The 22,206-nt window shown below is 32.6% G+C and carries 18 protein-coding genes; 13 read left to right on the forward strand and 5 right to left on the reverse strand.

Features of this window, described 5'->3' with window-relative positions:
* Window positions 1-91: 91 nt before the first annotated feature.
* Window positions 92-1,447, forward strand: coding sequence for a DEAD/DEAH box helicase (locus tag DFQ02_RS13715; protein ID WP_116525020.1), 1,356 nt, complete (start codon window positions 92-94; stop codon window positions 1,445-1,447).
* 212 nt (window positions 1,448-1,659) lie between these two features.
* On the opposite strand, the gene DFQ02_RS13720 is transcribed toward DFQ02_RS13715, so the two are convergent.
* Window positions 1,660-1,962, reverse strand: a complete 303-nt coding sequence (locus DFQ02_RS13720) for a hypothetical protein (protein ID WP_116525021.1) — start codon at window positions 1,960-1,962, stop codon at window positions 1,660-1,662.
* A gap of 417 nt (window positions 1,963-2,379) precedes the next feature.
* Here DFQ02_RS13720 and DFQ02_RS13725 point away from each other — a divergent pair, with 417 nt between their 5' ends.
* Window positions 2,380-3,195 carry a 2,3,4,5-tetrahydropyridine-2,6-dicarboxylate N-succinyltransferase gene (locus DFQ02_RS13725; protein ID WP_116525022.1) on the forward strand — a complete coding sequence of 272 codons (816 nt, stop codon included), beginning with the start codon at window positions 2,380-2,382 and terminating at the stop codon, window positions 3,193-3,195.
* Between the two features lie 41 nt (window positions 3,196-3,236).
* Here the strand turns inward: DFQ02_RS13725 and DFQ02_RS13730 are convergent, their stop codons facing one another.
* Entirely contained in the window at window positions 3,237-3,986 is a 750-nt protein-coding gene (locus tag DFQ02_RS13730) for a glycosyltransferase family 2 protein (RefSeq protein WP_116525023.1), read from the reverse strand.
* Between the two features lie 64 nt (window positions 3,987-4,050).
* Between DFQ02_RS13730 and DFQ02_RS13735 the strand changes: the two genes are divergently transcribed.
* The 3 genes from DFQ02_RS13735 to DFQ02_RS13745 are packed head-to-tail and all read left to right on the forward strand — an operon-like array spanning window position 4,051 to window position 6,108.
* Window positions 4,051-4,836: a glycosyltransferase family 32 protein gene (locus DFQ02_RS13735; protein WP_116525024.1), complete on the forward strand. Its 786-nt coding sequence runs from the start codon at window positions 4,051-4,053 to the stop codon at window positions 4,834-4,836.
* A 34-nt stretch (window positions 4,837-4,870) separates the two neighbouring features.
* Entirely contained in the window at window positions 4,871-5,302 is a 432-nt protein-coding gene (locus DFQ02_RS13740; protein WP_116525025.1) for a glycosyltransferase family 2 protein, read from the forward strand.
* Window positions 5,303-5,352: 50 nt separating this feature from the next.
* On the forward strand, window positions 5,353-6,108 hold the full coding sequence (locus DFQ02_RS13745; protein WP_116525026.1) for a glycosyltransferase family 2 protein: 756 nt from the start codon (window positions 5,353-5,355) through the stop codon (window positions 6,106-6,108).
* Here DFQ02_RS13745 and DFQ02_RS13750 read toward each other — a convergent pair whose 3' ends face one another.
* Complete coding sequence (locus DFQ02_RS13750) at window positions 6,109-6,870, reverse strand: lipopolysaccharide kinase InaA family protein (protein ID WP_116525090.1); 762 nt, start codon at window positions 6,868-6,870, stop codon at window positions 6,109-6,111.
* Between the two features lie 74 nt (window positions 6,871-6,944).
* Complete coding sequence (locus DFQ02_RS13755; protein WP_116525027.1) at window positions 6,945-7,595, reverse strand: DUF1919 domain-containing protein; 651 nt, start codon at window positions 7,593-7,595, stop codon at window positions 6,945-6,947.
* Between the two features lie 121 nt (window positions 7,596-7,716).
* On the opposite strand from DFQ02_RS13755, the gene DFQ02_RS13760 reads away from it, so the two are divergent.
* Genes DFQ02_RS13760 through DFQ02_RS13775 form a run of 4 tightly spaced genes read left to right on the forward strand, consistent with a single transcriptional unit; the run spans window position 7,717 to window position 11,328 of the window.
* On the forward strand, window positions 7,717-8,277 hold the full coding sequence (locus DFQ02_RS13760; RefSeq protein ID WP_116525028.1) for an L-threonylcarbamoyladenylate synthase: 561 nt from the start codon (window positions 7,717-7,719) through the stop codon (window positions 8,275-8,277).
* 41 nt (window positions 8,278-8,318) lie between these two features.
* Window positions 8,319-9,737 carry a CCA tRNA nucleotidyltransferase gene (locus tag DFQ02_RS13765; RefSeq protein ID WP_116525091.1) on the forward strand — a complete coding sequence of 473 codons (1,419 nt, stop codon included), beginning with the start codon at window positions 8,319-8,321 and terminating at the stop codon, window positions 9,735-9,737.
* A gap of 21 nt (window positions 9,738-9,758) precedes the next feature.
* A complete protein-coding gene (locus DFQ02_RS13770; protein ID WP_116525029.1) occupies window positions 9,759-10,778 on the forward strand; it encodes a COX15/CtaA family protein in 1,020 nt (339 codons plus the stop codon).
* 37 nt (window positions 10,779-10,815) lie between these two features.
* Entirely contained in the window at window positions 10,816-11,328 is a 513-nt protein-coding gene (locus DFQ02_RS13775; RefSeq protein WP_116525030.1) for an IS1096 element passenger TnpR family protein, read from the forward strand.
* Between the two features lie 3 nt (window positions 11,329-11,331).
* On the opposite strand, the gene DFQ02_RS13780 is transcribed toward DFQ02_RS13775, so the two are convergent.
* The gene (locus DFQ02_RS13780) at window positions 11,332-12,393 is read right to left on the reverse strand and encodes a hypothetical protein (RefSeq protein ID WP_116525031.1); all 1,062 of its coding nucleotides are present in this window, start codon (window positions 12,391-12,393) and stop codon (window positions 11,332-11,334) included.
* Window positions 12,394-12,513: 120 nt separating this feature from the next.
* Here DFQ02_RS13780 and DFQ02_RS13785 point away from each other — a divergent pair, with 120 nt between their 5' ends.
* The 4 genes from DFQ02_RS13785 (at window position 12,514) to DFQ02_RS13800 (ending at window position 22,059) form a co-directional block, all read left to right on the forward strand.
* Window positions 12,514-13,422, forward strand: coding sequence for an ABC transporter ATP-binding protein (locus DFQ02_RS13785; protein ID WP_116525032.1), 909 nt, complete (start codon window positions 12,514-12,516; stop codon window positions 13,420-13,422).
* Between the two features lie 4 nt (window positions 13,423-13,426).
* Window positions 13,427-14,251, forward strand: coding sequence for an ABC transporter permease (locus DFQ02_RS13790; RefSeq protein WP_116525033.1), 825 nt, complete (start codon window positions 13,427-13,429; stop codon window positions 14,249-14,251).
* Window positions 14,252-14,280: 29 nt separating this feature from the next.
* Entirely contained in the window at window positions 14,281-17,049 is a 2,769-nt protein-coding gene (locus DFQ02_RS13795; RefSeq protein ID WP_116525034.1) for a T9SS type B sorting domain-containing protein, read from the forward strand.
* 126 nt (window positions 17,050-17,175) lie between these two features.
* The gene (locus DFQ02_RS13800) at window positions 17,176-22,059 is read left to right on the forward strand and encodes a T9SS type B sorting domain-containing protein (protein ID WP_116525035.1); all 4,884 of its coding nucleotides are present in this window, start codon (window positions 17,176-17,178) and stop codon (window positions 22,057-22,059) included.
* The last annotated feature ends 147 nt before the right edge of the window (window positions 22,060-22,206 follow it).

Consider the following 22,206-nt stretch of genomic DNA (forward strand, 5'->3'; position numbering starts at 1 on the left):
TTACTATACTTTGCACCGCAAAAGAATTCTTTCTATAATTAAGAATGTCCAATTTTAAAACACATATCTTTGCGGCAATTAAACTTTTAACGTGACCTTTCAAGATTTAAACCTAAATACGCCACTTTACAATGCCTTAGACGATTTGGGCTTTACCGTACCAACCCCTATTCAGGAACAAGCTTTTAATGTGGTTAGCTCTGGTAGAGATGTTGTTGGAATAGCCCAAACTGGAACTGGAAAGACTTTTGCATACATGTTACCCATTCTTAAAAACTTGAAATTCTCAAAACAAGAAAATCCAAGAGTTTTGATTTTGGTTCCAACACGCGAATTAGTGGTACAAGTAGTTGAAGAAATTGAAAAACTTTCAAAGTACATCAACAACAGGGTTTTAGGGGTTTACGGAGGTACAAACATCAATACCCAAAAACAAGCAATTGCTGAAGGTTTAGACATTTTGGTGGCAACTCCAGGTAGATTATATGATCTCGCTTTGAGTAGAGTTTTGCAATTAAAATCTATCCAGAAATTGGTTATAGATGAAGTTGATGTTATGTTGGACTTAGGGTTTAGACATCAATTAATTAACATCTTTGATTTACTTCCTGAGCGACGTCAAAATATCATGTTTTCAGCTACCATGACTCACGATGTTGATATTTTAATCAATGAATTTTTTAGAAACCCCATACGTGTTTCTGTGGCTGTTTCTGGAACACCGTTAGATAACATTTCTCAAAACAGATATAGCGTACCTAATTTCAATACCAAAGTTAATTTATTGACCCATTTATTAAATAACTATGAAACTTTCAATAAGGTTTTAATTTTTGTGGCGTATAAACGAATGGCAGATCGTTTATTTGAAAATCTAAATACCATATTTAGAGACGAAGTTTGCGTAATTCACTCTAATAAAACTCAGAATTATCGCTTACGAAGCATTGAGGCTTTTAATGAAGGTGAACATAGGATTTTAATTGCAACTGATGTGATGGCACGTGGACTTGATATTGATAACGTGTCTCATGTGATTAATTTTGACACCCCTGAGTATCCCGAAAACTATATGCACCGTATTGGTAGAACGGGTCGTGCAAAACGTAAAGGGCGTTCATTAGTGTTTTCTACCGAAAAGGAACAAGAAGCCATTGAAGCTATTGAACGATTAATGGATATGAAAATTCCATTATTAGAATTACCAGACGTAGTTGAAATCTCAACAGAACTCATTGAGGAGGAACGACCTGAAACAAAAGAACATTACAACCCTTTAAAAAGAAGGCAAGACGAAGATGCTCCCGGTCCTGCATTCCATGAAAAGAAAGAAAAGAACAAAAAAGTAAACCAAGGCGGGTCCTATCGTAGAGAAATAGCTAAAAAGTATAAAAAACCGAAAACTAGAGGCGATAAGAATGCTAATAGGCGTAAAAACAGAAAATAGTTAATTCATACCAAAAGTTAATTATAAAGAAGAACCTATTTCATAAAACAAATCGTTTTGGAATTATATGTTTTGTGAAAAACATTTAAAAATAAGAAAGCATATCAAATAATAAATATTTCTGTTTTTAATTTCAATAAAGTAATTTCACAAAAAAAGACTGACTAAATTTAGACAGTCTTTTCGATTTAACCTTTATGTTAGAAATTTATTTAAGCTTTCTTTGCCTTATTGATTGTAGGGAATAACAATTTAATATTTTCAACATTTCTCTCTCTGTTAAAATATGTTCTTATATCGCTAGCAGTTCGAGCTATAGATGCCCTTAAATCTTCTTCACTAATTATTAATACTTCTTGATTAGTTTTTAGAGTATCATTAACAACCTTTACATTCTCTTTTGAAACAGAAACAGTTTTATTAGTTTCAATGTTTACCTCTATAGTAGTACTCTGAGCATGAGCAAAAGCAAAACTTAAAACTAACACTAATAACATGTAAACTCTTTTATTCATGACTTGGGTTGTTTGTTGGTTCAAATATATTATCGATTTATAGGTAGAATGCAAAAAATTAGTTGTAAAACCCAGAATTTTCGTTTATTAGAAAATGTGTTCAAAACCCCAGATTAACTGATAAAACACATGTTTTTTTCGGTTAAAATACATTTAGAATGCATTTTGTCGATATTTTTATTTATTTACTGGAAAATCAAAAAAAAGAACTCTTTTAAATACGTTTTTATCAGACAAAAAACATGCTATTTTAGTCAATATTAAGGTCAATGGATACCCATTATATTTCTTCATACAAAAACAAAATCTCAACATAATAAACCATACAAAACTTAGTTTCAATTAAGTAAGTACTATACTAGCAGTAGACTTTTTAAATAAAAAAAATCATGTACTTTTGCCTGAAATTAAATATCAATGACAGAATTACAACAAATAATAGAAGCCGCTTGGGACAATAGAGCCCTCTTAAAAGAAGAAAAAACAACCACAGCCATAAGAACCGTTATAGATTTACTTGATAAAGGTGAATTACGAGTAGCCGAACCTACAGAAGGTGGTTGGCAAGTTAACGAATGGGTTAAAAAAGGCGTTGTGCTTTATTTTCCAATTCAAAAAATGGAAACTATTGAAGCTGGCCCATTAGAGTTTCATGATAAAATACCTTTAAAAACTGGATACAAAGAAAAAGGCATTAGAGTGGTTCCACACGCAGTAGCAAGACATGGCGCCTTTATTTCTCCTGGCACAATATTAATGCCTAGTTATGTTAACATAGGTGCTTATGTAGATGAAGGCACTATGGTAGATACTTGGGCAACTGTTGGTAGTTGTGCTCAAATAGGCAAAAATGTACACTTATCTGGTGGTGTAGGTATTGGAGGAGTTTTAGAACCTCTACAAGCTGCTCCGGTTATTATTGAAGACAATGTATTTGTAGGCTCAAGATGTATTGTTGTTGAAGGTGTTCATGTGGAGAAAGAAGCTGTTTTAGGAGCTGGTGTAGTTTTAACCATGAGTACTAAAATTATTGATGTTACAGGTGATGCTCCTATAGAGTTGAGAGGCAAAGTACCGGCGCGTTCTGTGGTTATTCCTGGTAGTTACACTAAAAAGTTTACTGCTGGTAAATATCAAGTGCCTTGTGCCTTGATTATTGGCAAACGTAAAGAAAGTACCGATAAGAAAACATCGTTAAACGATGCGCTTCGTGATAACGATGTTGCTGTTTAAAAAATTTACCACATAAAATAAAGCGTTAAGAGATTAACGCTTTATTTTTTTACCCTTTGTAACTTTAAAAGCTTAGCATATTTCATATAGGAAAAAAAAGCTTGAATTAATGCTATTGATATACCATCTATTCCATTAAAAACACCCTTCTTAAGAAAATAACATCTTAAAAAAGCTACTGTTCCATTAATTATTGGCTTAAGCTTACTAACTCGAATTCCTTGATTAAAAAGTTGATTAGCATGCCAGGTGGAATATTGATTCTTTTTTGAAATTATTTGCTCGAAAGAATCCCAACCATAGTGCAGTATATGAACGTTAACCTTCTTCTCATTGGTTGTTAATATTCGTTGATGCACCTTTGAATCGGATGGCGTTGCTGTTTTTTTGTTAAAAAACCTAACCTTATGGTCTGGATACCAACCTGAAAAATCAATTAACTCATCACCTAAATAATTCTTTACTCTAAAAGAAAAAGCATCAAAATTTCCATTAAAATATTTTTTATTTAAAATAAAATCTATTGCATCAGCATCTAAAAATTCATCAGCATCGAGATTTAAAATCCAATCATTTTTACAAAACTGAAGCCCATGGGTTCTTTGAGGCCCATCTCCTAAAAATTCTTGAGTATAAACCTTGGCTCCCTTTTCTTTGGCTATTGCTAAAGTATTGTCCTTACTCAAAGAATCTATTACAATAACTTCATCACAAACTTTAAATAATGCTTCAATACATTTCCCTATGTTTTTCTCTTCATTATATGTTATTACCAACCCACTTATACCCATTATAGTTTTTTTAAAGATTTATTTAAATTATGTTTGTACAGTCAAAATTAATACTTAATTGAGTATGATTCCAAAAAAAATTCATTTCTGTTGGTACGGCAAGGGAAGTTATAATAGTACTATTGAAAAGTGTATAGCTTCATGGAAAGAACAATTACCTGATTATGAAATAAAAAAATGGGACGAAACTAATACTCCTTTTAATGAACTTCCTTTTTTAAAACTACTATATAAACAAAAAAAGTGGTCTTTTATTACCGATTATATTAGGTTGTACTCAATATATTTAGAAGGTGGCATTTATTTAGATACCGATATAGAAATTATAAAACCGTTTGGAAGTCTACATGAGGAATCTGCATTTATTGGATTTCAAACAAAATCAATACAAGGGAAATACCCGTTAAATTCGGCGGTGATTGGCTCTAGCAAACAAAATCCTTTTGTTTTGGATTGCATTAAAGCTACCGAGATTAAGCAACGTTTAAATTTCAATGCAATGGGAGGCCCACCAATTGTTAGCAGTATTTTAAGAGGTTACGGTTTAACAAACACTAACAAACAACACTTAAACAATATATTATTACTCCCATACGATTATTTTTACCCTTTTTCTTGGGAAGAAACATATAGCCCAGAATGTATCACAGAAAATACCATTTGCATACATTGGTGGGAAGATTCGTGGAAAAATAAGCATAAAGGAATTAAGTATTATTTGGAAAGCACCAAAAGAAAATTACAAAAATTACCACTTGTGGTAGCTAATAGATTTCAATACGCAGTTAATAAAAATAATTTTTATCTTATCGAAAAATTGATACAAAAAGATTATCAGAATTTTTCATAATAAAAATCTTTAAAAAACAACCCTAATTTATACTTTGAATAGTTCTTTAAAAATATCAGCTGTAATCATAACTTATAATGAAGAAGAACATCTTGAAAAACGCCTAAGCTCTTTAATAGGTATTGCTGATGAAATTGTTGTGGTAGATTCATTTTCAACTGATAAAACCCCCGAGATTTGCAAATCATTCAATGTGACATTTTATCAACATGCCTTTGAGGGCTATATTGAACAAAAAAACTATGCTGTTACCTTGGCTAGGCACAATTACATTTTATCACTAGATGGTGATGAAGCACTATCTGAAACTTTAAAGCAAAGTATTTTAAAAGTAAAATTACATTGGGCTTATGATGGCTATTATTGCAACCGTTTAAACAATTACTGCGGACAATGGATTAAGCATTCTGATTGGTATCCTGATAAAAAGCTTCGTTTGTTTAAAAAAGAAATTTATCATTATTAAGAAGGCTGAAAATATATAAAATCTTTGGTAGTCCAATAAAAAAGTAATCTATGACAAAGCTTACTGCACTTATCCCTACAGGAAACGAGATCCATAATATTGAAGCAGTTATTAAATCTGTTGATTTTGCAGATGAAATTTTGGTTGTTGATAGTAATAGTACTGATGGTACTTATGAAAAAGCTCAAAAACTAGCAACAAAAGTTATACAAAGAGACTACAAATATTCTGCATCCCAAAAAAACTGGGCCATTCCGCAAGCAGAATTTGAATGGATTTTATTGGTTGATGCCGATGAGCGTGTTACTCCTGAACTTAAAAGTGAAATTAAAGACATTCTAAACAATCCACCTTCAGATGTGGTAGCGTTTTGGATCGGACGCAACAACCACTTTATGGGGGAAAGAGTTCATTATAGTGGTTGGAGAAATGATAAGGTCATCAGGCTTTTTAAACGCGATTATTGCAAATATGAAGACAAACATGTTCATGCAGAAATTATCACAAATGGTAACGTTGGTAAATTGAACAACAAACTGTACCACAATACTTATATTAGTTTTGACAAGTATATTGAAAAAATGAATCGGTACGCTTGGTGGCAGGCCAAAGATTACGACAAAAAAACAGGAAGATTAACGCCCTATCACTTTGTAATAAAACCTTTTTGGGGGTTTTTTAAACATTACATAATTCAAAGTGGCTTTAGAGATGGAGTTGTAGGGTTTACTATAGGATATATACAGGCATACGTTATTTTCATGAGGTATGTAAAACTTTGGCTATTACGCAAAAACAGAACATAGTTACTTTTTCCAAAACTTAAGTTTCTTTTTCCATCTTTTTTTTCTATTAAACCTTTCTTGGAAAGCCTGAGTTTCTCTCCACATTAAACTAAAAACTTTGCTATAATTTACATTAGAACATTTGGCATACTCATCGCTCATAACCTCAACCATAGACTTGTGCTTAGTTAACCTTGCAAAGTTTTTAATTCTAGTTTCAAAATCCATGGCACCAAAATTCATTCGGTTTAAGTCTACTAAATAAAAATCGTATTTGTCACCATTTTTTTTAATAAGCGTATTTCCTGGTGAATGGTCTAAAAAATGAATTCCTTTTTCATGTAACGAAAAGGTAAACCGTGTAAATAGCCTTAGTATTTTATCGTAATCTGGGATATTAAAATCATGTGTAAGTTCTCTATAAGTAAAATCATAATCTAACTGTTCACTTACATAAAAACTTTTATTGAATAAAAACAACGACTCATATTCAAAATAGGCTATTGGTTTAGGAGTACCTACCTCTAACTCAATTAACTTTTTGGCATACTCAAATGATCTTTGAGCTTTACTTTTCCTAAAAAATTTGTAGGCAATTTGATTGAAAATATTGGGGATCTTAAAAGATTTGATATTTAAATTAACTCCATCTACATTAACAATTTTAATAATATTACGTTCCCCTACACCACCTTCAATACTGCTAAAATTACAAATTACCTCGGTTAATTTTTTTTTACACTTAACATTATCGTTAAAAACCTTTTTCTCTTTTAGTTTTATGGAAATCAAAATAAACTATGTTTTAATTTTTTGCCTTAAACATTTCCTTTTCTATAAATTATTCACTTAACAAATCACTTCATTAACCACTCATTCATATTAAAATAAAGATATGTTAATTCGAATAATTTTTTTCCATTAGGAACACTTCTATTTTTTCTATCTATCTCCAAAACTTTGATATGATTTTCTTCTTTCAGCTCATCGTAATTATGAATTGAAAACGAAATTTTATTTTTGTAGGGTAAATTATGAAATTCAACTAAATCATCTTTAGTTGTTAACTCCCTATCACATATTTTAAAAAAATATCTGTCTTTATTTTTCACCTTAAGCATTCTATCCCTTCTTCTATCCCATTTTTTCTTAGCCTCTTCGTTACTATTAAAATGCTCGAAATGTATTTCAATGTCGTCTAATAAACCTATGGGATACGACTTCCCTATGTCTGGATATTTTGATTTAGGAATAAAAGTTAATTCTTGCTTTATATAATAATCGAAATTCTTAAGTAATTTCATATAACAAGCGCCGTAAAAAAAAAGCCCCACAAAAGGAGTGTTATATTCACGCTTATACCACTGATATGCACTACCACCCCAACAATTATTAGAAATAATAACAAATGGTTTATCTCCTAATTCGTTTATGTCCTTTTTAGAATATACCTCCTGAAACGTTTTCCTAATTTTTCTTTTTACAAAAACCTTAGTTTTTCTAACCATAACAACCTAGCATATAGCTACATCCTCAATTATAAGTTTATCCTCGCTTAAATTTTCAGCAATATTACGAAGATTTAGACTTTCTATAAAACTAATGCTAAATTTGCTCCTATTTTAAAGCATGGAAAAAGAAATTCAAAAAGCTATAAAGGTTTTAAAACAAGGAGGGCTTATACTCTACCCAACTGATACTGTTTGGGGTATTGGTTGTGATGCTACTAATGAAGAAGCCATAAGAAAAATTTACAAACTCAAACAAAGAGAAGATAGAAAGGCGTTAATATGCTTAGTTGCTGATAACAGAATGCTGAAAAAATATGTAAAGCAAATACCCCTTGCAGCTCAAAACATAATCGATATAACAGACAAACCCACTACTATTATATATGACGAGGCACAAAATTTAGCACCAAACTTAATTGCAGAAGATAATACCATAGGGATTAGAATCCCTGATGACGATTTCTGTTATTGGCTTTCAAGAAAATTTAACGGAGGTATTGTTGCAACATCAGCAAATATTAGTGGGCAACCCACCCCAAAATCTTATAAAGAAATAGCGCCAGAGGTTTTAAAAGGAGTAGACTATGTTGTAAATTTACACCGTGAAAAACGTTGCGTAAAAACGTCTTCTATTATTAAACTAAGTAATAATGGAATCGTAAAAATTATTAGAGCCTAAAAAGAATGATTGTGAACAATCACAAAATTATGGCTACAGGAATGAATTACAAAGAAGCTTTACAACACCCCGTTTTTAAAACAATAACAGAATCTGCCGATAAACTTCAATTGGAGGTCTACGTTATTGGTGGTTTTGTCCGTGATTTTATTCTCAAAAAAAGAAATGCCAAAGACATTGATATTGTTGCCATTGGTAGTGGTATTGCACTAGCTAAGGAAGTTGCAAACAAACTACCTAACAAACCAAAAGTACAGGTTTTTAAAACGTTTGGCACTGCAATGTTGCGGTATGAAGATTTAGAAATAGAATTTGTGGGTGCCAGAAAGGAATCATATTCAGAAGATAGCCGAAATCCTGTAGTTGAAAACGGTAGCTTACAAGAGGACCAAAATAGACGTGATTTTACAATAAATGCTCTTGCCTTGAGTATTAACTCTAATAATTTTGGAGAGCTATTAGATCCCTTCAATGGCATTAAGGATTTGGAAAGCGAAATAATTAAAACACCTTTAAATCCAGATGTAACTTACAGTGATGACCCTTTAAGAATGTTGCGCGCCATAAGGTTTGCCGCACAACTAAATTTCACTATTGAAGAAGAAAGCTTAAATGCTATCACTCGAAATGCTGACAGAATTGATATAATTACCAAAGAGCGCATCGTCACAGAGCTAAATAAAATTCTGGAAAGCCCGAAACCTTCGGTTGGTTTTTTACTACTTGAAAAAACAGGACTGCTTGAATTCATCCTACCAGAATTAACCGCTTTAAAAGGCGTAGAAGAAGTGGAAGGTCAGCGCCATAAAGATAATTTTTACCACACACTTGAAGTGGTGGATAATATTTCTGAACACACCAATAATCTGTGGTTGCGTTGGGCTGCCCTATTGCACGATATTGGTAAAGCACCAACGAAAAAGTTTCATAAAAAAATTGGCTGGACATTTCACGGACATGAATTTGAAGGTTCAAAAATGGTCTATCGGCTTTTCAAAAGATTGAAAATGCCCTTGAATGACAAAATGAAGTTTGTACAAAAAATGGTATTAATGAGTTCCAGACCCATTGTTTTAGCCCAAGATATTGTAACAGATTCTGCAGTTAGACGTTTGGTTTTCGATGCTGGTGATTATGTAGATGATTTGATGACACTTTGTGAAGCAGACATTACAACTAAAAACCCAAAAAAGTTTAAAAAGTATCATAATAACTTCAAAATAGTTCGTGAGAAGATTGTTGAAGTTGAAGAACGTGATCATGTTCGAAATTTCCAACCACCCATTTCTGGTGAAGAAATAATGGAAACATTCCAATTAAAACCTTCTCGTGAAATTGGCGTTATAAAAGAATTTATAAAAGAGGCCATTCTTGATGGCGATATTCCAAACGAATACGAAGCAGCATATAAACTTATGCTTGATAAAGGAAAAAAATTAGGTTTAGAAGTTAGAAAGTAGAATTTAAAAATTTTTGAATTAGTGGCAACAAAAGATAATAAAACAGTCATTTATTGGCTATTAACCGGATGCTTCCTGATTTTTATTATGGTTGTGGTAGGAGGAATTACAAGGCTAACCCATTCAGGACTTTCAATTTCCAATTATAAACTTATTTCGGGCACTATTCCTCCTATGAATGAGTTGGATTGGCAAGAAGCGTTTGATTTGTACAAGCAATATCCAGAATATCAAAAACTCAATAGCCATTTTACATTAGAAGATTTCAAAGACATTTACTTTTGGGAATGGTTGCATCGTGTTATTGGCAGACTTATCGGATTAGTTTTCTTTATTCCATTCGTTTATTTTTTAATAAGGAATCAACTTTCAAAACCTACAGTTAAAAAAGCAATCATCTTATTGCTCATGGGAGGCTTTCAAGGGTTTTTAGGTTGGTACATGGTTAAAAGTGGCTTGGTTGACAACCCAGATGTTAGTCATTACAGATTGGCTGCCCATTTAACTACAGCATTTTTAACGTTTGCTTACACGTTTTGGGTAGCTCTAGATTTAATATTCCCCAACCCAAAACCTTACAATAAAAAATTCAGGAATTTGTTAAGATGGGGATTAGTGGTTCTACTAATTCAAATAATATATGGGGCTTTTGTTGCTGGTTTAGATGCTGGATTTATTCATAATCATTGGCCTATGATGAATGAGGGCAAGTTCATACACCCAACGGTATACATAGAACAAGAACCGTTACTAAAAAATTTCATTGAAGGTAAAAGCGGTGTGCAATTTGTACACAGAATGTTAGCCTACATCGTGGTACTTTTTGTTTTTATAATTTGGAAAAAATCTAAATCATTAACACTTACGTCATATCAATTAAAAGGAATTAAAATTTTAAATATTTTTGTTTTACTTCAATTTTTACTTGGTGTTTTTACTATTTTGTTACAAGTTCCTGTTTGGCTAGGTGTAGCTCATCAGGTTGGTGCCTTTTTCTTGTTAAGCGCCATGACATTTACACTACATCGTTTCAGCAAATAAAACAAAAAAACGTAACTTTGCTTCATAATTATTTACCATGATTTACAGGTTTAGAGTAATACTTGATAATGATACGGAAGAGGATATTTTTCGTGATTTAGAAATTAGAGAAACTGATTCTTTAGAGGATTTACACAATATTATTACGCAATCTTTTGGGTTTGACGGAACAGAAATGGCTTCGTTTTACTTAAGTGATGACCAATGGAATCAAGGTGAAGAAATATCGCTCTTCGATTTAAGTGACGATAACTCTGCGCGCCTAATGATTGAGACCACCATAAATGATGTAGTTCATGAAGCACAACCAAAATTAATCTACATCTACGATTTTTTAAGTATGTGGACGTTTTATGTAGAGTTAGCTGAAATTGTAGAAGAAGCTGAAAGCACAGACTACCCCAACCTAATGTTTGTTCATGGTCAGATTCCTGATACGGCACCAGAATTTTCATTTGAATCAGAAGAAGGAGAAGACTTCGATGAATTTGAAAATGGTTATGATGTTGATGATTACGAAAGTTTAGACTTTGACGAAAACTGGAATTAACCTCTATTTTAATTTTAAAGGATTTACATTTTCGTAGTTAGTGGTTAAAAATTGTAATCCACACTCCAAAATTTCACCCATAGTTTTACATTTTAAAAACTTTTCATCTTTAGAATATTTAAAGATGTCCTTTTTTAACATATCTATATGTTGTTTTGTAGAAATGGTATCTTCCTTCATACAAGATAATAACATAGCTATACGATTATGACTACTTTTTAATCGTTTTACTAAAATAGAACGCTCTTCGGTTTTATATTGAGCAATAGACAGTTTTTCAAAGGTTTCAGAAACCATTCTAACCATATTTATATTTTCTTTAAAAAATTGAGGACGATAAATGTTGAACTTACCTTCATAGGATTGTTGATCAAAATCTATAGCCCTTACCTTATAAACAACATGGTCAAAATCATGGGTTGGTACTATCACATAATTATAGGAACGCATATCACCTAAAAGCCGAATCATACAACGCTCATTAAACTTTACGAACTCCTTAGCAATTTGAGCCTTTTCAGACCTACTACATTCTGGCAACATGTTTTTTATAAAAACATCACCCGGAATACCAGAAATATGCTCTTCGATTAAGGTGTCTTTGTAAACCAAAAAGTTAAGATTGTAAGGAGATAACATATGCTCAAACTCTAAGCCGTAAATTCTGGAAGCATCAGCAGTTTTAATATAAAAATAGGTGAAATTATCATTTAAGATATTCCTGATTTTAATTCTGAATGGTTTTGAGTTTCCAAACGTACAAAAGTCAATAGCATCAACACTTAAAAAGGGCACCATATCATCATTCCCATCAGAGTGCAGAATGGTATACACCTTTTTTAAGGAGTGCTCTATTTCCTCACGTTCATAGTCGTTGTAATATACCCTAACCCATAAAGTATCATTTTCCTTTTCATCATATACCACAATAGAACCCTGAAATCTGAGCAAATCCTCATAGAAAATAGGAATCTCAGTGTTTCTATTATATTCGGTTAGATAATTGCTTAATTTTTCACTTATTGGATAAGATGGCTTGCGCTTCGAAATTTTTAAATCCTTCATGCTGTAAAATTAGTTATTTTTGAAGGTTTTGATGCAATCATGTAACAAAATATAGACAGGTTCGTCTTACTCTTATAACTAACCCTTGCCAAATTAACTTTGGCACACAAACGTTATAAATTGGAATCCATTCTTACAATTAACAACCTTACCAAAAAATTTGGCAATTTAACAGCAGTAAAAGACCTCTCTTTCTCCATAAAGAAAGGAAATGTTTATGGTATTTTAGGACCTAATGGTAGTGGAAAATCCACGACGCTTGGTGTTGTTTTAAATGTGGTCAACAAAACATCAGGAGATTTTCAATGGTTTGACGGTAAAATGTCTACCCATGAGGCGCTTAAAAAAGTGGGCGCTATTATTGAGCGTCCTAATTTTTATCCCTATATGTCTGGTTATCAAAATCTAAAATTAGTCTGTAAAATTAAGGGGGTTGATTACAGTAAAATTGAAGAAAAACTAAAAATTGTGGGGCTTTTAGAAAGAAAACATAGCAAATTCAGAACCTTTTCCTTGGGTATGAAACAAAGACTTGCTATTGCCTCTGCCCTATTAAACGATCCAGAGATTTTAATCCTTGATGAGCCTACCAACGGATTAGACCCACAAGGAATTCACCAAATAAGAGAAATAATAAAGCAGATTGCTGCTAAAGGAACTACTATTTTATTGGCGTCTCATTTACTAGATGAAGTTGAAAAAGTCTGTACACATGTGGTTGTTTTGAGAAAAGGAAAAAAACTATATTCTGGTAGGGTTGATGAGATGATATCTAGTCACGGATTTTTTGAGCTTAAATGCAACAAGCAAGAGGCGTTGGTTGAGCTATTAAAAAAACACACTTCCTTTAGTAAAATAAAAGTTGAAAACGATCTGATTGTAGCGTTTTTAAATGAGCCTATGCGCTCTGATGATTTTAATAAATACCTTTTTGAAAAAGGAATCATACTTACCCAATTAGTACAACGCAAAGAAAGTTTAGAAGAACAATTCTTGCAATTAACAGACAACCAAGCCAACCAAATTTAGTACCATGTTAAGACTTTTAAATTTAGAATTACAAAAACTACTGCTAAATAGAACAAGCATGACACTCATTTTTGTATCATTTGTTTTACCATTTTTTGTCATATTGTTATCCTCACTAAGAATAAACGTTTTTGGCTTTTTTACACTAGAATTGGGTGAATTAGGAATCTTTAACTTTCCTATTATATGGCATCTGACAACATTTTTTGCATCGCAATTTAAGTTCTTTTTTGCTATTGTGGTTGTGAGTATGATAGGTAATGAATATAGTAATAAAACCATAAAACAAAACTTAATTGATGGTTTAAGCAAAAAGGAGTTTATCCTATCAAAATTTTACACAATTATATTCTTTTCGTTGATTTCAACAGTATTAATCTTTGTTATTTCCTTTTGTATTGGTTTTTATTATTCAAGTTATAATGAGTTTTCTATTATTATTCAAGAGACAGAGTTTTTATTGGCATACTTCATAAAACTAATTGGATTTTTTAGTTTGTGTTTATTCTTTGGTATGTTGGTTAAAAGATCTGCTTTTGCACTAGCATTCTTGTTTATTTTATACATACTTGAATGGATATTTTTTGGCTTAATGGTATGGAAACTTGATATGAATACCGCTGAAAAGATCCAGAATTTTTTCCCTTTAAAATCTATGTATAAGCTCATAGACCAACCATTTCAAAGAATTGCAATGACAAAATTTCCTGAAAAAGCGAATTTATCCTACGATTATGGAGCACATGGATACGAAATGCTTATAGTTTTAGCTTGGACAGCCCTATTCATCTTTTTATCGTATAGATTATTAAAAAAGCGTGATTTATAATATCTTTGATAGCGTTTGCTATGTAAAAGATGAAAAACAACTTCTTATTTTTATCCCTCTGTGTATTTTCAGTTTTTGGGGTATTTGGTCAAAAAGAGGCAGCTAATTGGTATTTTGGGCAAAATGCTGGAATTCGTTTTAATGAAGATGGAACAGTTACCGAATTGATAGATGGTGCCTTAAGTACTAATGAGGGCTGCACAACAATATCAGATGAAAACGGTAACCTTTTATTCTACACAGACGGGATAACCGTTTGGGATAGAAACCACAAGCCCATGCCCAATGCAAATTCTGCAAGTGGTGGACTTTTTGGTGATCCTTCTAGCTCACAATCTGCTATTGTAATACCAAAGCCTAAGGATAACAATATTTACTACATTTTTACAGTTGACACCGAAGGTCCTAACGATCTTGTAGATTTCGGTTTTAACTATTCCATAGTAGATTTACGCTTAAATAATGGTTTAGGCGATGTAGTGGTAGGTTCGAAAAACATAAACTTACGTCCCGATAGCTCTGAGAAAATTAGTGCTGTTGTTAAAGATTGTGAGTCAGAAGAACTATGGGTAATCACCTTTGGTCCTTCTGGGAGAACAATAGAAACACCTAACAGGAGTATCCCTATTCATGATACATTTTATGCTTATGAAGTGTCCGAAAATGGCATAAATACAACTCCTATAGTGTCTACATTTTCTAATTTGAACATAACAGATTCTAGAGGATATTTAAAATTCTCAACAGACGGTACCAAAATAGCAAATGCCAATGTTGTATCAGGTTTGTTCCTTTATGATTTTGATGCAGATACGGGTATGGTATCTGGGCAGATAGAACTTGCGGTAAATAGCACACGCCCTGATAAACCACAGTCAGCTTATGGTGTAGAATTTTCTCAAAATAACAAGTTTCTTTATGTTTCCGCTTATTACGATTCTCGAGACCCCAATGAATTTAATGACCGATTTGCTCAATACACCTCATTAATTCAGTATGATATAACGGCAGCAGATGTAGCCAATAACGGTATTATTATTGATGAAAGGATTGGCTTTCGTGGTGCATTACAGCTTGGATTAGATGGCAAAATATATCGAGCGATGAGTGAAACTTATTTTGTTGGGTTACCCAATCTGTCAGTGATAAATACACCTAATTTAAGAGGTGCAAACTGTAATTATGAACACAAAGCTATCAATTTAAGACTGGACTCAACACAAGGGCTTCCCCCATTTATAACATCATTTTTTACTCAAAAGGTTGATATTATTGGTAATGATGGTACAACAACAGATTTACCTTTGTGCGAGGGCGATTCATTCGTTTTAGTTGCTCCAGACATTCCAAATGCGTCTTTTCAATGGCAAAAAAATGGTATTGCTATAAATAACCAAACTAATACCTTGGAAGTCACAAATGATGAAGTTGGTCTTTACTCGGTACTTATAGATGCCAATACAGGACGATGTGAAGATAGATTTGAAGGATTAGCACGGGTTACATTTAGTGAAAATCCAATGGCATTTGATAGTGCATTATTTCAATGTGATGAAGATGGTGCGAAAGATGGTTTCACGCTTTTTAATTTAAATGAAGCCAACACAGATTTAACTGGTGGAAATGAAATATTGTCTACAAAATTCTATATTGATCCTTCTAGAACTCATGAAGTAGATGGCAACTTTTTCGCCAATACAATAAACCCACAAACCATTTATGTTAAAGTTTTTAATGAGGAAACGAGTTGTTTCAACTACTCGGAGCTTACATTAGAGGTGAGTGTTACAGATTCAAACGATGCTACTTTAACTGCTTGTGATGACGATGGTAACGAAGATGGCTTTTACACTTTTATTTTAACAGATATTGAAAATAACATTGTTTCTGGCCTTCCAACAGGACTCAATATTTCGTACTATGAAACATATGAAAACGCTCTTTTAGAGCGAAATGATTTAGGGGATACTTTTACCAATACCACACCCTATTCTCAAACTATTTATGCCAGAGTCGAAAACGCCAACAACTGTTATGGTATTAGTGAAATTTTATTGACCGTAAACCAATTACCAAACATTGACACTGAAGATTTAACCTATTACTGCTTAAATAATTTCCCAGAGCCCATAACCATAAACGCAGGTATTTTAAACGATTCACCAAGCAACTATTCTTATAATTGGAGTTCTGGAGAAGACACCTACGAAGTTAATATTAACGAAATTGGAAACTACTTAGTAACTGTTACAAATAGCAATGGGTGTTCTAAAACAAGAATTGTTACGGTAGAAGCTTCAAATATTGCAACAATTAATGACATACAAGTAAAAGATGTTTCACAAAATAATGTGATTACTACCTTAACTTCAGGCGAAGGTGAATATCAATACCAGTTGCTTGATGAAAACAATATTCCCGTCACTTCATTTCAAGAAAGTAATATTTTCGAAAATGTATTTCCTGGAATATATTACATTAATATAATGGATATTAAAAATAATTGTGGTACTGTTAGAGATGCTATATCTGTGATAGGGTTTCCTAAGTTCTTTACACCAAATAATGATGGTATACGTGATACATGGCAAGTATATGGTGTATCTGATATGTTTCAACCTAATACCAAAATCCAAATATTTGATAGATACGGAAAACTTTTAAAAGAGTTAAGCCCTTCAGATGAAGGTTGGGATGGCTTATTTAATGGTCAAAGACTGCCATCAGATGATTATTGGTTTTTTGTGAGACTTCAAGATGGTAGAATTTTTAAAAGCCATTTTACTTTAAAAAATTAGAATTACTGTTTAAAAAACTTAGTAATAATGCATTTAATCCGATTTTCTTTGCGTTTTATCTATAAAAAAACTATTTTTCCAGCTTAAAACTAAATCATATTATTGTTTTTACCCAAATAAAACAAAGTGAAAAAGAACCTACAGATTAACTTCGCAGCAATATTACTGTTTCTCGGCGTCAACATAATCTTTTCGCAGCAAGTTTCCATCAACAATAATATTCCATTACAAAGTCTTATTGAAAACAATTTGGCTAATGGATGCGTAGAAATATCTAATGTATCTTCATCTATAAATGGAAGCTCAGATGGTTTTACTAGTTATGGTGCATTTCAAAGATCTGGGTCTAATTTTCCTCTTGAGAATGGTATCGTTTTATCTACTGGCAACGCTTCTTCAGGTGGCAATACCTCCAATGGCAATGAATTAAGTGAAGGCTCTAGAAGTTGGGGAAGTGATTCTGATATAGAATCTTTTATTGGGCTAGGAACCATGGCTAATGCTACTGTTATTGAATTTGACTTTGTATCGTTAACCGATATGATTCAATTTAATTATGTTTTAGCATCAGAAGAGTATTTTGCAAATTTTCCATGTAATGCCTTTGATGGTTTTGTATTCCTCATAAGAGAGACCTCTAGCACAGGCCCTTACCAAAATATAGCAGTTGTTCCTGGTGGCTCTGATCCAGTTACCGTAGGAAATATTCATGACGCTATCCCAACACAATGTGCCGCTTCAAACGATCAATATTTTGATGGCTACGGTTTTGGTGATACTAACTATAATGGTAGAACTACCGTTCTTACTGCTGGGACTACAGTACTTCCTAATGTACAATACCATGTAAAATTGGTCGTTGCAGAATCACCAGATCTTACGCAACCTCATCCCCTTTCTGATACTTCAGTATTTATTGAAGCAAACACATTCACCGAATTAGATTTAGGTGATGATATTAACACCTGTTCTGGAAGTGTTACTTTAAATGGTGAAATTCAAAATCCATTGGCTTCTTATGCTTGGTTTAGAGATAATATTTTGATTTCGGGCGAAACAAATCCTACACTTACAACTTCTACAAGTGGATTGTATAGAGTGGAAATATCCATTAATGGTAATAACTGTATCATTCAAGATGAAGTAAATGTAACTATAGATACAGAATTAGCTGCCAACCCAATTTCAAATTTTTATTTATGTGACAATGATAATAATGGGCTGGAAACATTCGACCTTTCTACAAAAAATACCGATGTAGAGAATGCTGTACAAAATCTACCCATAAATTATAGTATCACCTATTATACTTCTACAATAGATAGAGATACTCCAGCAAACAATATTACCAGTCCAATAATATCAAGTGGTCAAACCATTTATGTTCGTGTAGAAGATCTAAACACTGGTTGCTTAATTTATGGAGAATTTGATTTAATAGTGAATCCCTTACCAATTGTAACACAACCATCTAGTTTAGACGTTTGTGATAATGACAATATACCTGATTCTAGCACAGAGATAGATCTTAGTCAAAAAGATAACCAAATAACCGGTAGCAATCCTGATTTATTTGTTACCTATCATTTTACACCAATGGATGCCAATTCTGGATTGAATCCGATTTCACAACCATATGTGAATACGAATCCTACTGAGACACTTTATGTAAGAGTAGCAAATAATACAACTGGATGCGTTATTTCATCAGGTTTAACATTAACCATTAATGTTACAAATGGTAATACAGGCATTGTACGTAATACGCAGTATATTGATGCTTGTGATAGTGACCATGATGGCTACTATGACAATTTTGACTTAACTAGTGTTCTAAACGATATATTAAATGGTGAAACCGGATTTTTACCCCCTACCTATCATACTAGTCAGGCAGATGCAGAATCTGGAAGTAGTCCTATTGCTAACCCAGGTAATTATGCAAATACAGATCAAGATGAGCAAGTTATTTATTTAAGGTTAGAAGATAATACAACGGGATGCTTAGCTATAATTCCTATTGAAATACATACGAATTTGTTACTAACCGGAACCAACATTCCAGCCACAGGGTTTGCTTTTTGTGATGAGGATGATGATGGCAGCGTAGATGTATATCTTAATACACTTGAAAATGTTATTGCCAATGGACTACCTAACGTAAGTGTTACCTATTATGAAACTGAAGCAAACAGAGACGCCAACACCATGCCTATAGATACTTCAAACCCTTATGTATTGACGTCTTCGGTAACAGTGTATCTCAGAATTGAAAATGGTTCTTGTACTGAACTTTCAGAAGTACTACTACGCATTAACCCCGTGGTAACATTTAGTGATATAAATCCTATACCATACTGCGATAATGATGATGATGGATTCACAACTGTTGATTTTAATTCTTTTAATGATATAATTACAGCTGGTACTCCAGATTTTAATGTGCGTTATTTTTTAAACCCCACTGATGCTGATAACGGGACTAACCAACTTCCCCAATATTATGACACATCTTCGGGAACATTTTACGCAAGAATTGAAAGTAATATTACCCCCTGCTATACGGTTAACGATTTTCAACTGGAAGTTATACCTGCTCCTACAGTAATGCAACCAGCAGATCAATACTATTGTAATGACAACAATAGTAGTGTAAGAAATATAAGGCTTCAAGATTTAATAGATAATAACAGTATTGTTATAGACCCAACAAATTTAATTATTGAGTTTTTTGACAATCAAACTGACGCTGATAATTTTGATGTGAATAACCCTTCGAATAATCTCGATAAACAGAGTTATGATGCAACTACACAAACTATTTATATTCGTGTGGAATCTACAGATGCTACGGCTTGTTATAATACCACATCATTTAATATTGTTGTAAATACCAATCCAGATATCATTCCTATAAGCCCTTATCAGATATGTGTAGATGCAGGTACTTCAGATGCTGACTTCTACATGAGAGACAAAGATCTTGAAATATTAAATGGTCAATTTGATAAGACAGTGCGATATTTTAGAGACGTCCTTATGACTGATGAAATAGACAAAAACTTGGCGTACAACAGTAATGGTGCTGAAACTATATATGTACGTGTTGAAAATATTTCCGATTTAACCTGTTACAAAGAAGCTTCATTTTTATTAGAAATAGGGACCAATCCAAACTACAATAGCAATTTTACAAATTTTCCACCTGATTGCCAGAATGAAGCGCTTCTAAGAACATTTGACTTAGAAGCTAAACGACAGGAAATTGCAACAGGAAGCACTAATGCATTAGATATTCAATTTTATTTAGACGAAAATGACGCTATAATTAAAGCCAACAATAGCCTCCCAGATTTGTATGACTCTCAAGAATTACAAGGTCAATTTTATACAAGAATTGAAAATACAGCTAATGGTTGTTTTATTATTGAGGAAGTAAGATTTAATACGTTTCCAAAACCTGTATTTCAAACCGCTACTATAGATCCTGTATGTGACACAGATCATGATGGTAATACTTACTTTGATTTAACTAACGCCCTATTTCTTGTAGATAACATTAGGTTTGGTGGTGTTACATACACTTACTACTTAGATGATATTCTAAGTATGCAGATTCCCCCAAACCAAATTAATAGTTATCCAGTTTCAGGTACCACAACAATATATGTTCAAGTTGAAACAGATACAGGCTGTACAGACTCTATTCCTTTATTGTTACAAGTTAATCTGCCACCACTTATAAATACTATTGATAATATATCAGATTGTATAAACCCAACGAACACTTATGATCTAAGTCAAATTGATGACATTGTTGTAAATAACACTAATGATGTAACAATTAGCTATTATGAATCATCAAATGACGCTCTAAATAACACAGGAGCATACAATGGAAAAATATTCAATTACCCCTCTGCAGGTAGTTTTCCTATTCACGTTAGAGTTGAAGATAACAATAATGGGTGTCCTATTTTCACATCTTTTAATTTAGAAATCAATCCAAATCCATTATCAGGTACTACACCAAATTTAATTTATTGTGATGATGATTTTGATACTTCTAACCGACTAGAGTTTAATTTAAGTGATAATGATGCTGTTATTTTAGGAGGACAAAACCCTAACGACTATTCAGTGTATTATTATAGAAACGACGTTAACAATGCAGAAGACGATAGAAACAGACTAGACCTTCCATACCTTGCTACCAATGGAGAAACAATATATGCTAGAATTGAAAATAATAGCACTGGGTGTTTTAGCGTTACTCAATTTCAAACTATAATAAACCCTTTACCAGTAATTCCGCTAAATGATATAGAATCTGTTTGTATTAATGATTTACCAAGAACACTTAGTGCAGATACCGGTAACTCTGGTGACACTTATCTATGGTGGACAGGAGAAACCACACCAACCATAGAAGTAGATTTGAGTGATTTGTCACCTGATAGATGGGTAGAGGTTACAACTGCGTCTCCACAAAGTTGTTCTTATAGAAGAGAGTTTGATCTTATTCAATCTGTTCAAGCAACAATAGAAGCCACAGCAACAGCAGACTTCACAGACCCCAATACAATTACCGTAACTGTTAGTGGTATTGGTGATTACCAATATATTTTGGACAATGGCGAACCACAAGACTCCAATGTATTTACCAATGTTAGTTTAGGACCTCATATAGTAACTATCATAGACCTTAATGGTTGTGAACCCATTGAAACTGACGTTTTTGTAATAGACATACCAAAGTTTGTAACGCCTAATAATGACAGATATTTTGATACATGGCATATAGTAGGTATTGAGAGATTACCAGGAACATTGGTTTATATATACAACAGATATGGAAAATTATTAAAGACGCTTCATCATACGTCAATAGGTTGGGATGGCACCTTTAATGGGCAAAATATGCCTGCTGATGATTATTGGTTTTCTGCCGATATTATCCACAATGGTGAATCTTTCAATATAAAAGGACATTTTGCGTTAAAGAGATAAAGGTATAATTTCAAAAGAAACCTTTTCCTTTAACTATTATACTTATTTTATACATTTTATCTAAAAGTTTTAAACCTTTAAAGAGTATAAGGGTCTAAAATAAATATTTAATTTATTTTTGATGTTCGTTCTGTTCATAACAGTCGA

It is taken from the genome of Seonamhaeicola aphaedonensis (genome assembly GCF_003386195.1).
GTDB classification, from domain to species: Bacteria; Bacteroidota; Bacteroidia; order Flavobacteriales; family Flavobacteriaceae; genus Seonamhaeicola; species Seonamhaeicola aphaedonensis.

Excerpts from the sequence above, each read along its gene's own strand:
- DFQ02_RS13720 (WP_116525021.1), bottom strand. The coding sequence starts at position 1,962 with ATGAATAAAAGAGTTTACATGTTATTAGTGTTAGTTTTAAGTTTTGCT.
- DFQ02_RS13725 (WP_116525022.1), top strand. The coding sequence starts at position 2,380 with ATGACAGAATTACAACAAATAATAGAAGCCGCTTGGGACAATAGAGCC.
- DFQ02_RS13730 (WP_116525023.1), bottom strand. The coding sequence starts at position 3,986 with ATGGGTATAAGTGGGTTGGTAATAACATATAATGAAGAGAAAAACATA.
- DFQ02_RS13735 (WP_116525024.1), top strand. The coding sequence starts at position 4,051 with ATGATTCCAAAAAAAATTCATTTCTGTTGGTACGGCAAGGGAAGTTAT.
- DFQ02_RS13745 (WP_116525026.1), top strand. The coding sequence starts at position 5,353 with ATGACAAAGCTTACTGCACTTATCCCTACAGGAAACGAGATCCATAAT.
- DFQ02_RS13755 (WP_116525027.1), bottom strand. The coding sequence starts at position 7,595 with ATGGTTAGAAAAACTAAGGTTTTTGTAAAAAGAAAAATTAGGAAAACG.
- DFQ02_RS13760 (WP_116525028.1), top strand. The coding sequence starts at position 7,717 with ATGGAAAAAGAAATTCAAAAAGCTATAAAGGTTTTAAAACAAGGAGGG.
- DFQ02_RS13765 (WP_116525091.1), top strand. The coding sequence starts at position 8,319 with ATGAATTACAAAGAAGCTTTACAACACCCCGTTTTTAAAACAATAACA.
- DFQ02_RS13775 (WP_116525030.1), top strand. The coding sequence starts at position 10,816 with ATGATTTACAGGTTTAGAGTAATACTTGATAATGATACGGAAGAGGAT.
- DFQ02_RS13780 (WP_116525031.1), bottom strand. The coding sequence starts at position 12,393 with ATGAAGGATTTAAAAATTTCGAAGCGCAAGCCATCTTATCCAATAAGT.
- DFQ02_RS13790 (WP_116525033.1), top strand. The coding sequence starts at position 13,427 with ATGTTAAGACTTTTAAATTTAGAATTACAAAAACTACTGCTAAATAGA.
- DFQ02_RS13795 (WP_116525034.1), top strand. The coding sequence starts at position 14,281 with ATGAAAAACAACTTCTTATTTTTATCCCTCTGTGTATTTTCAGTTTTT.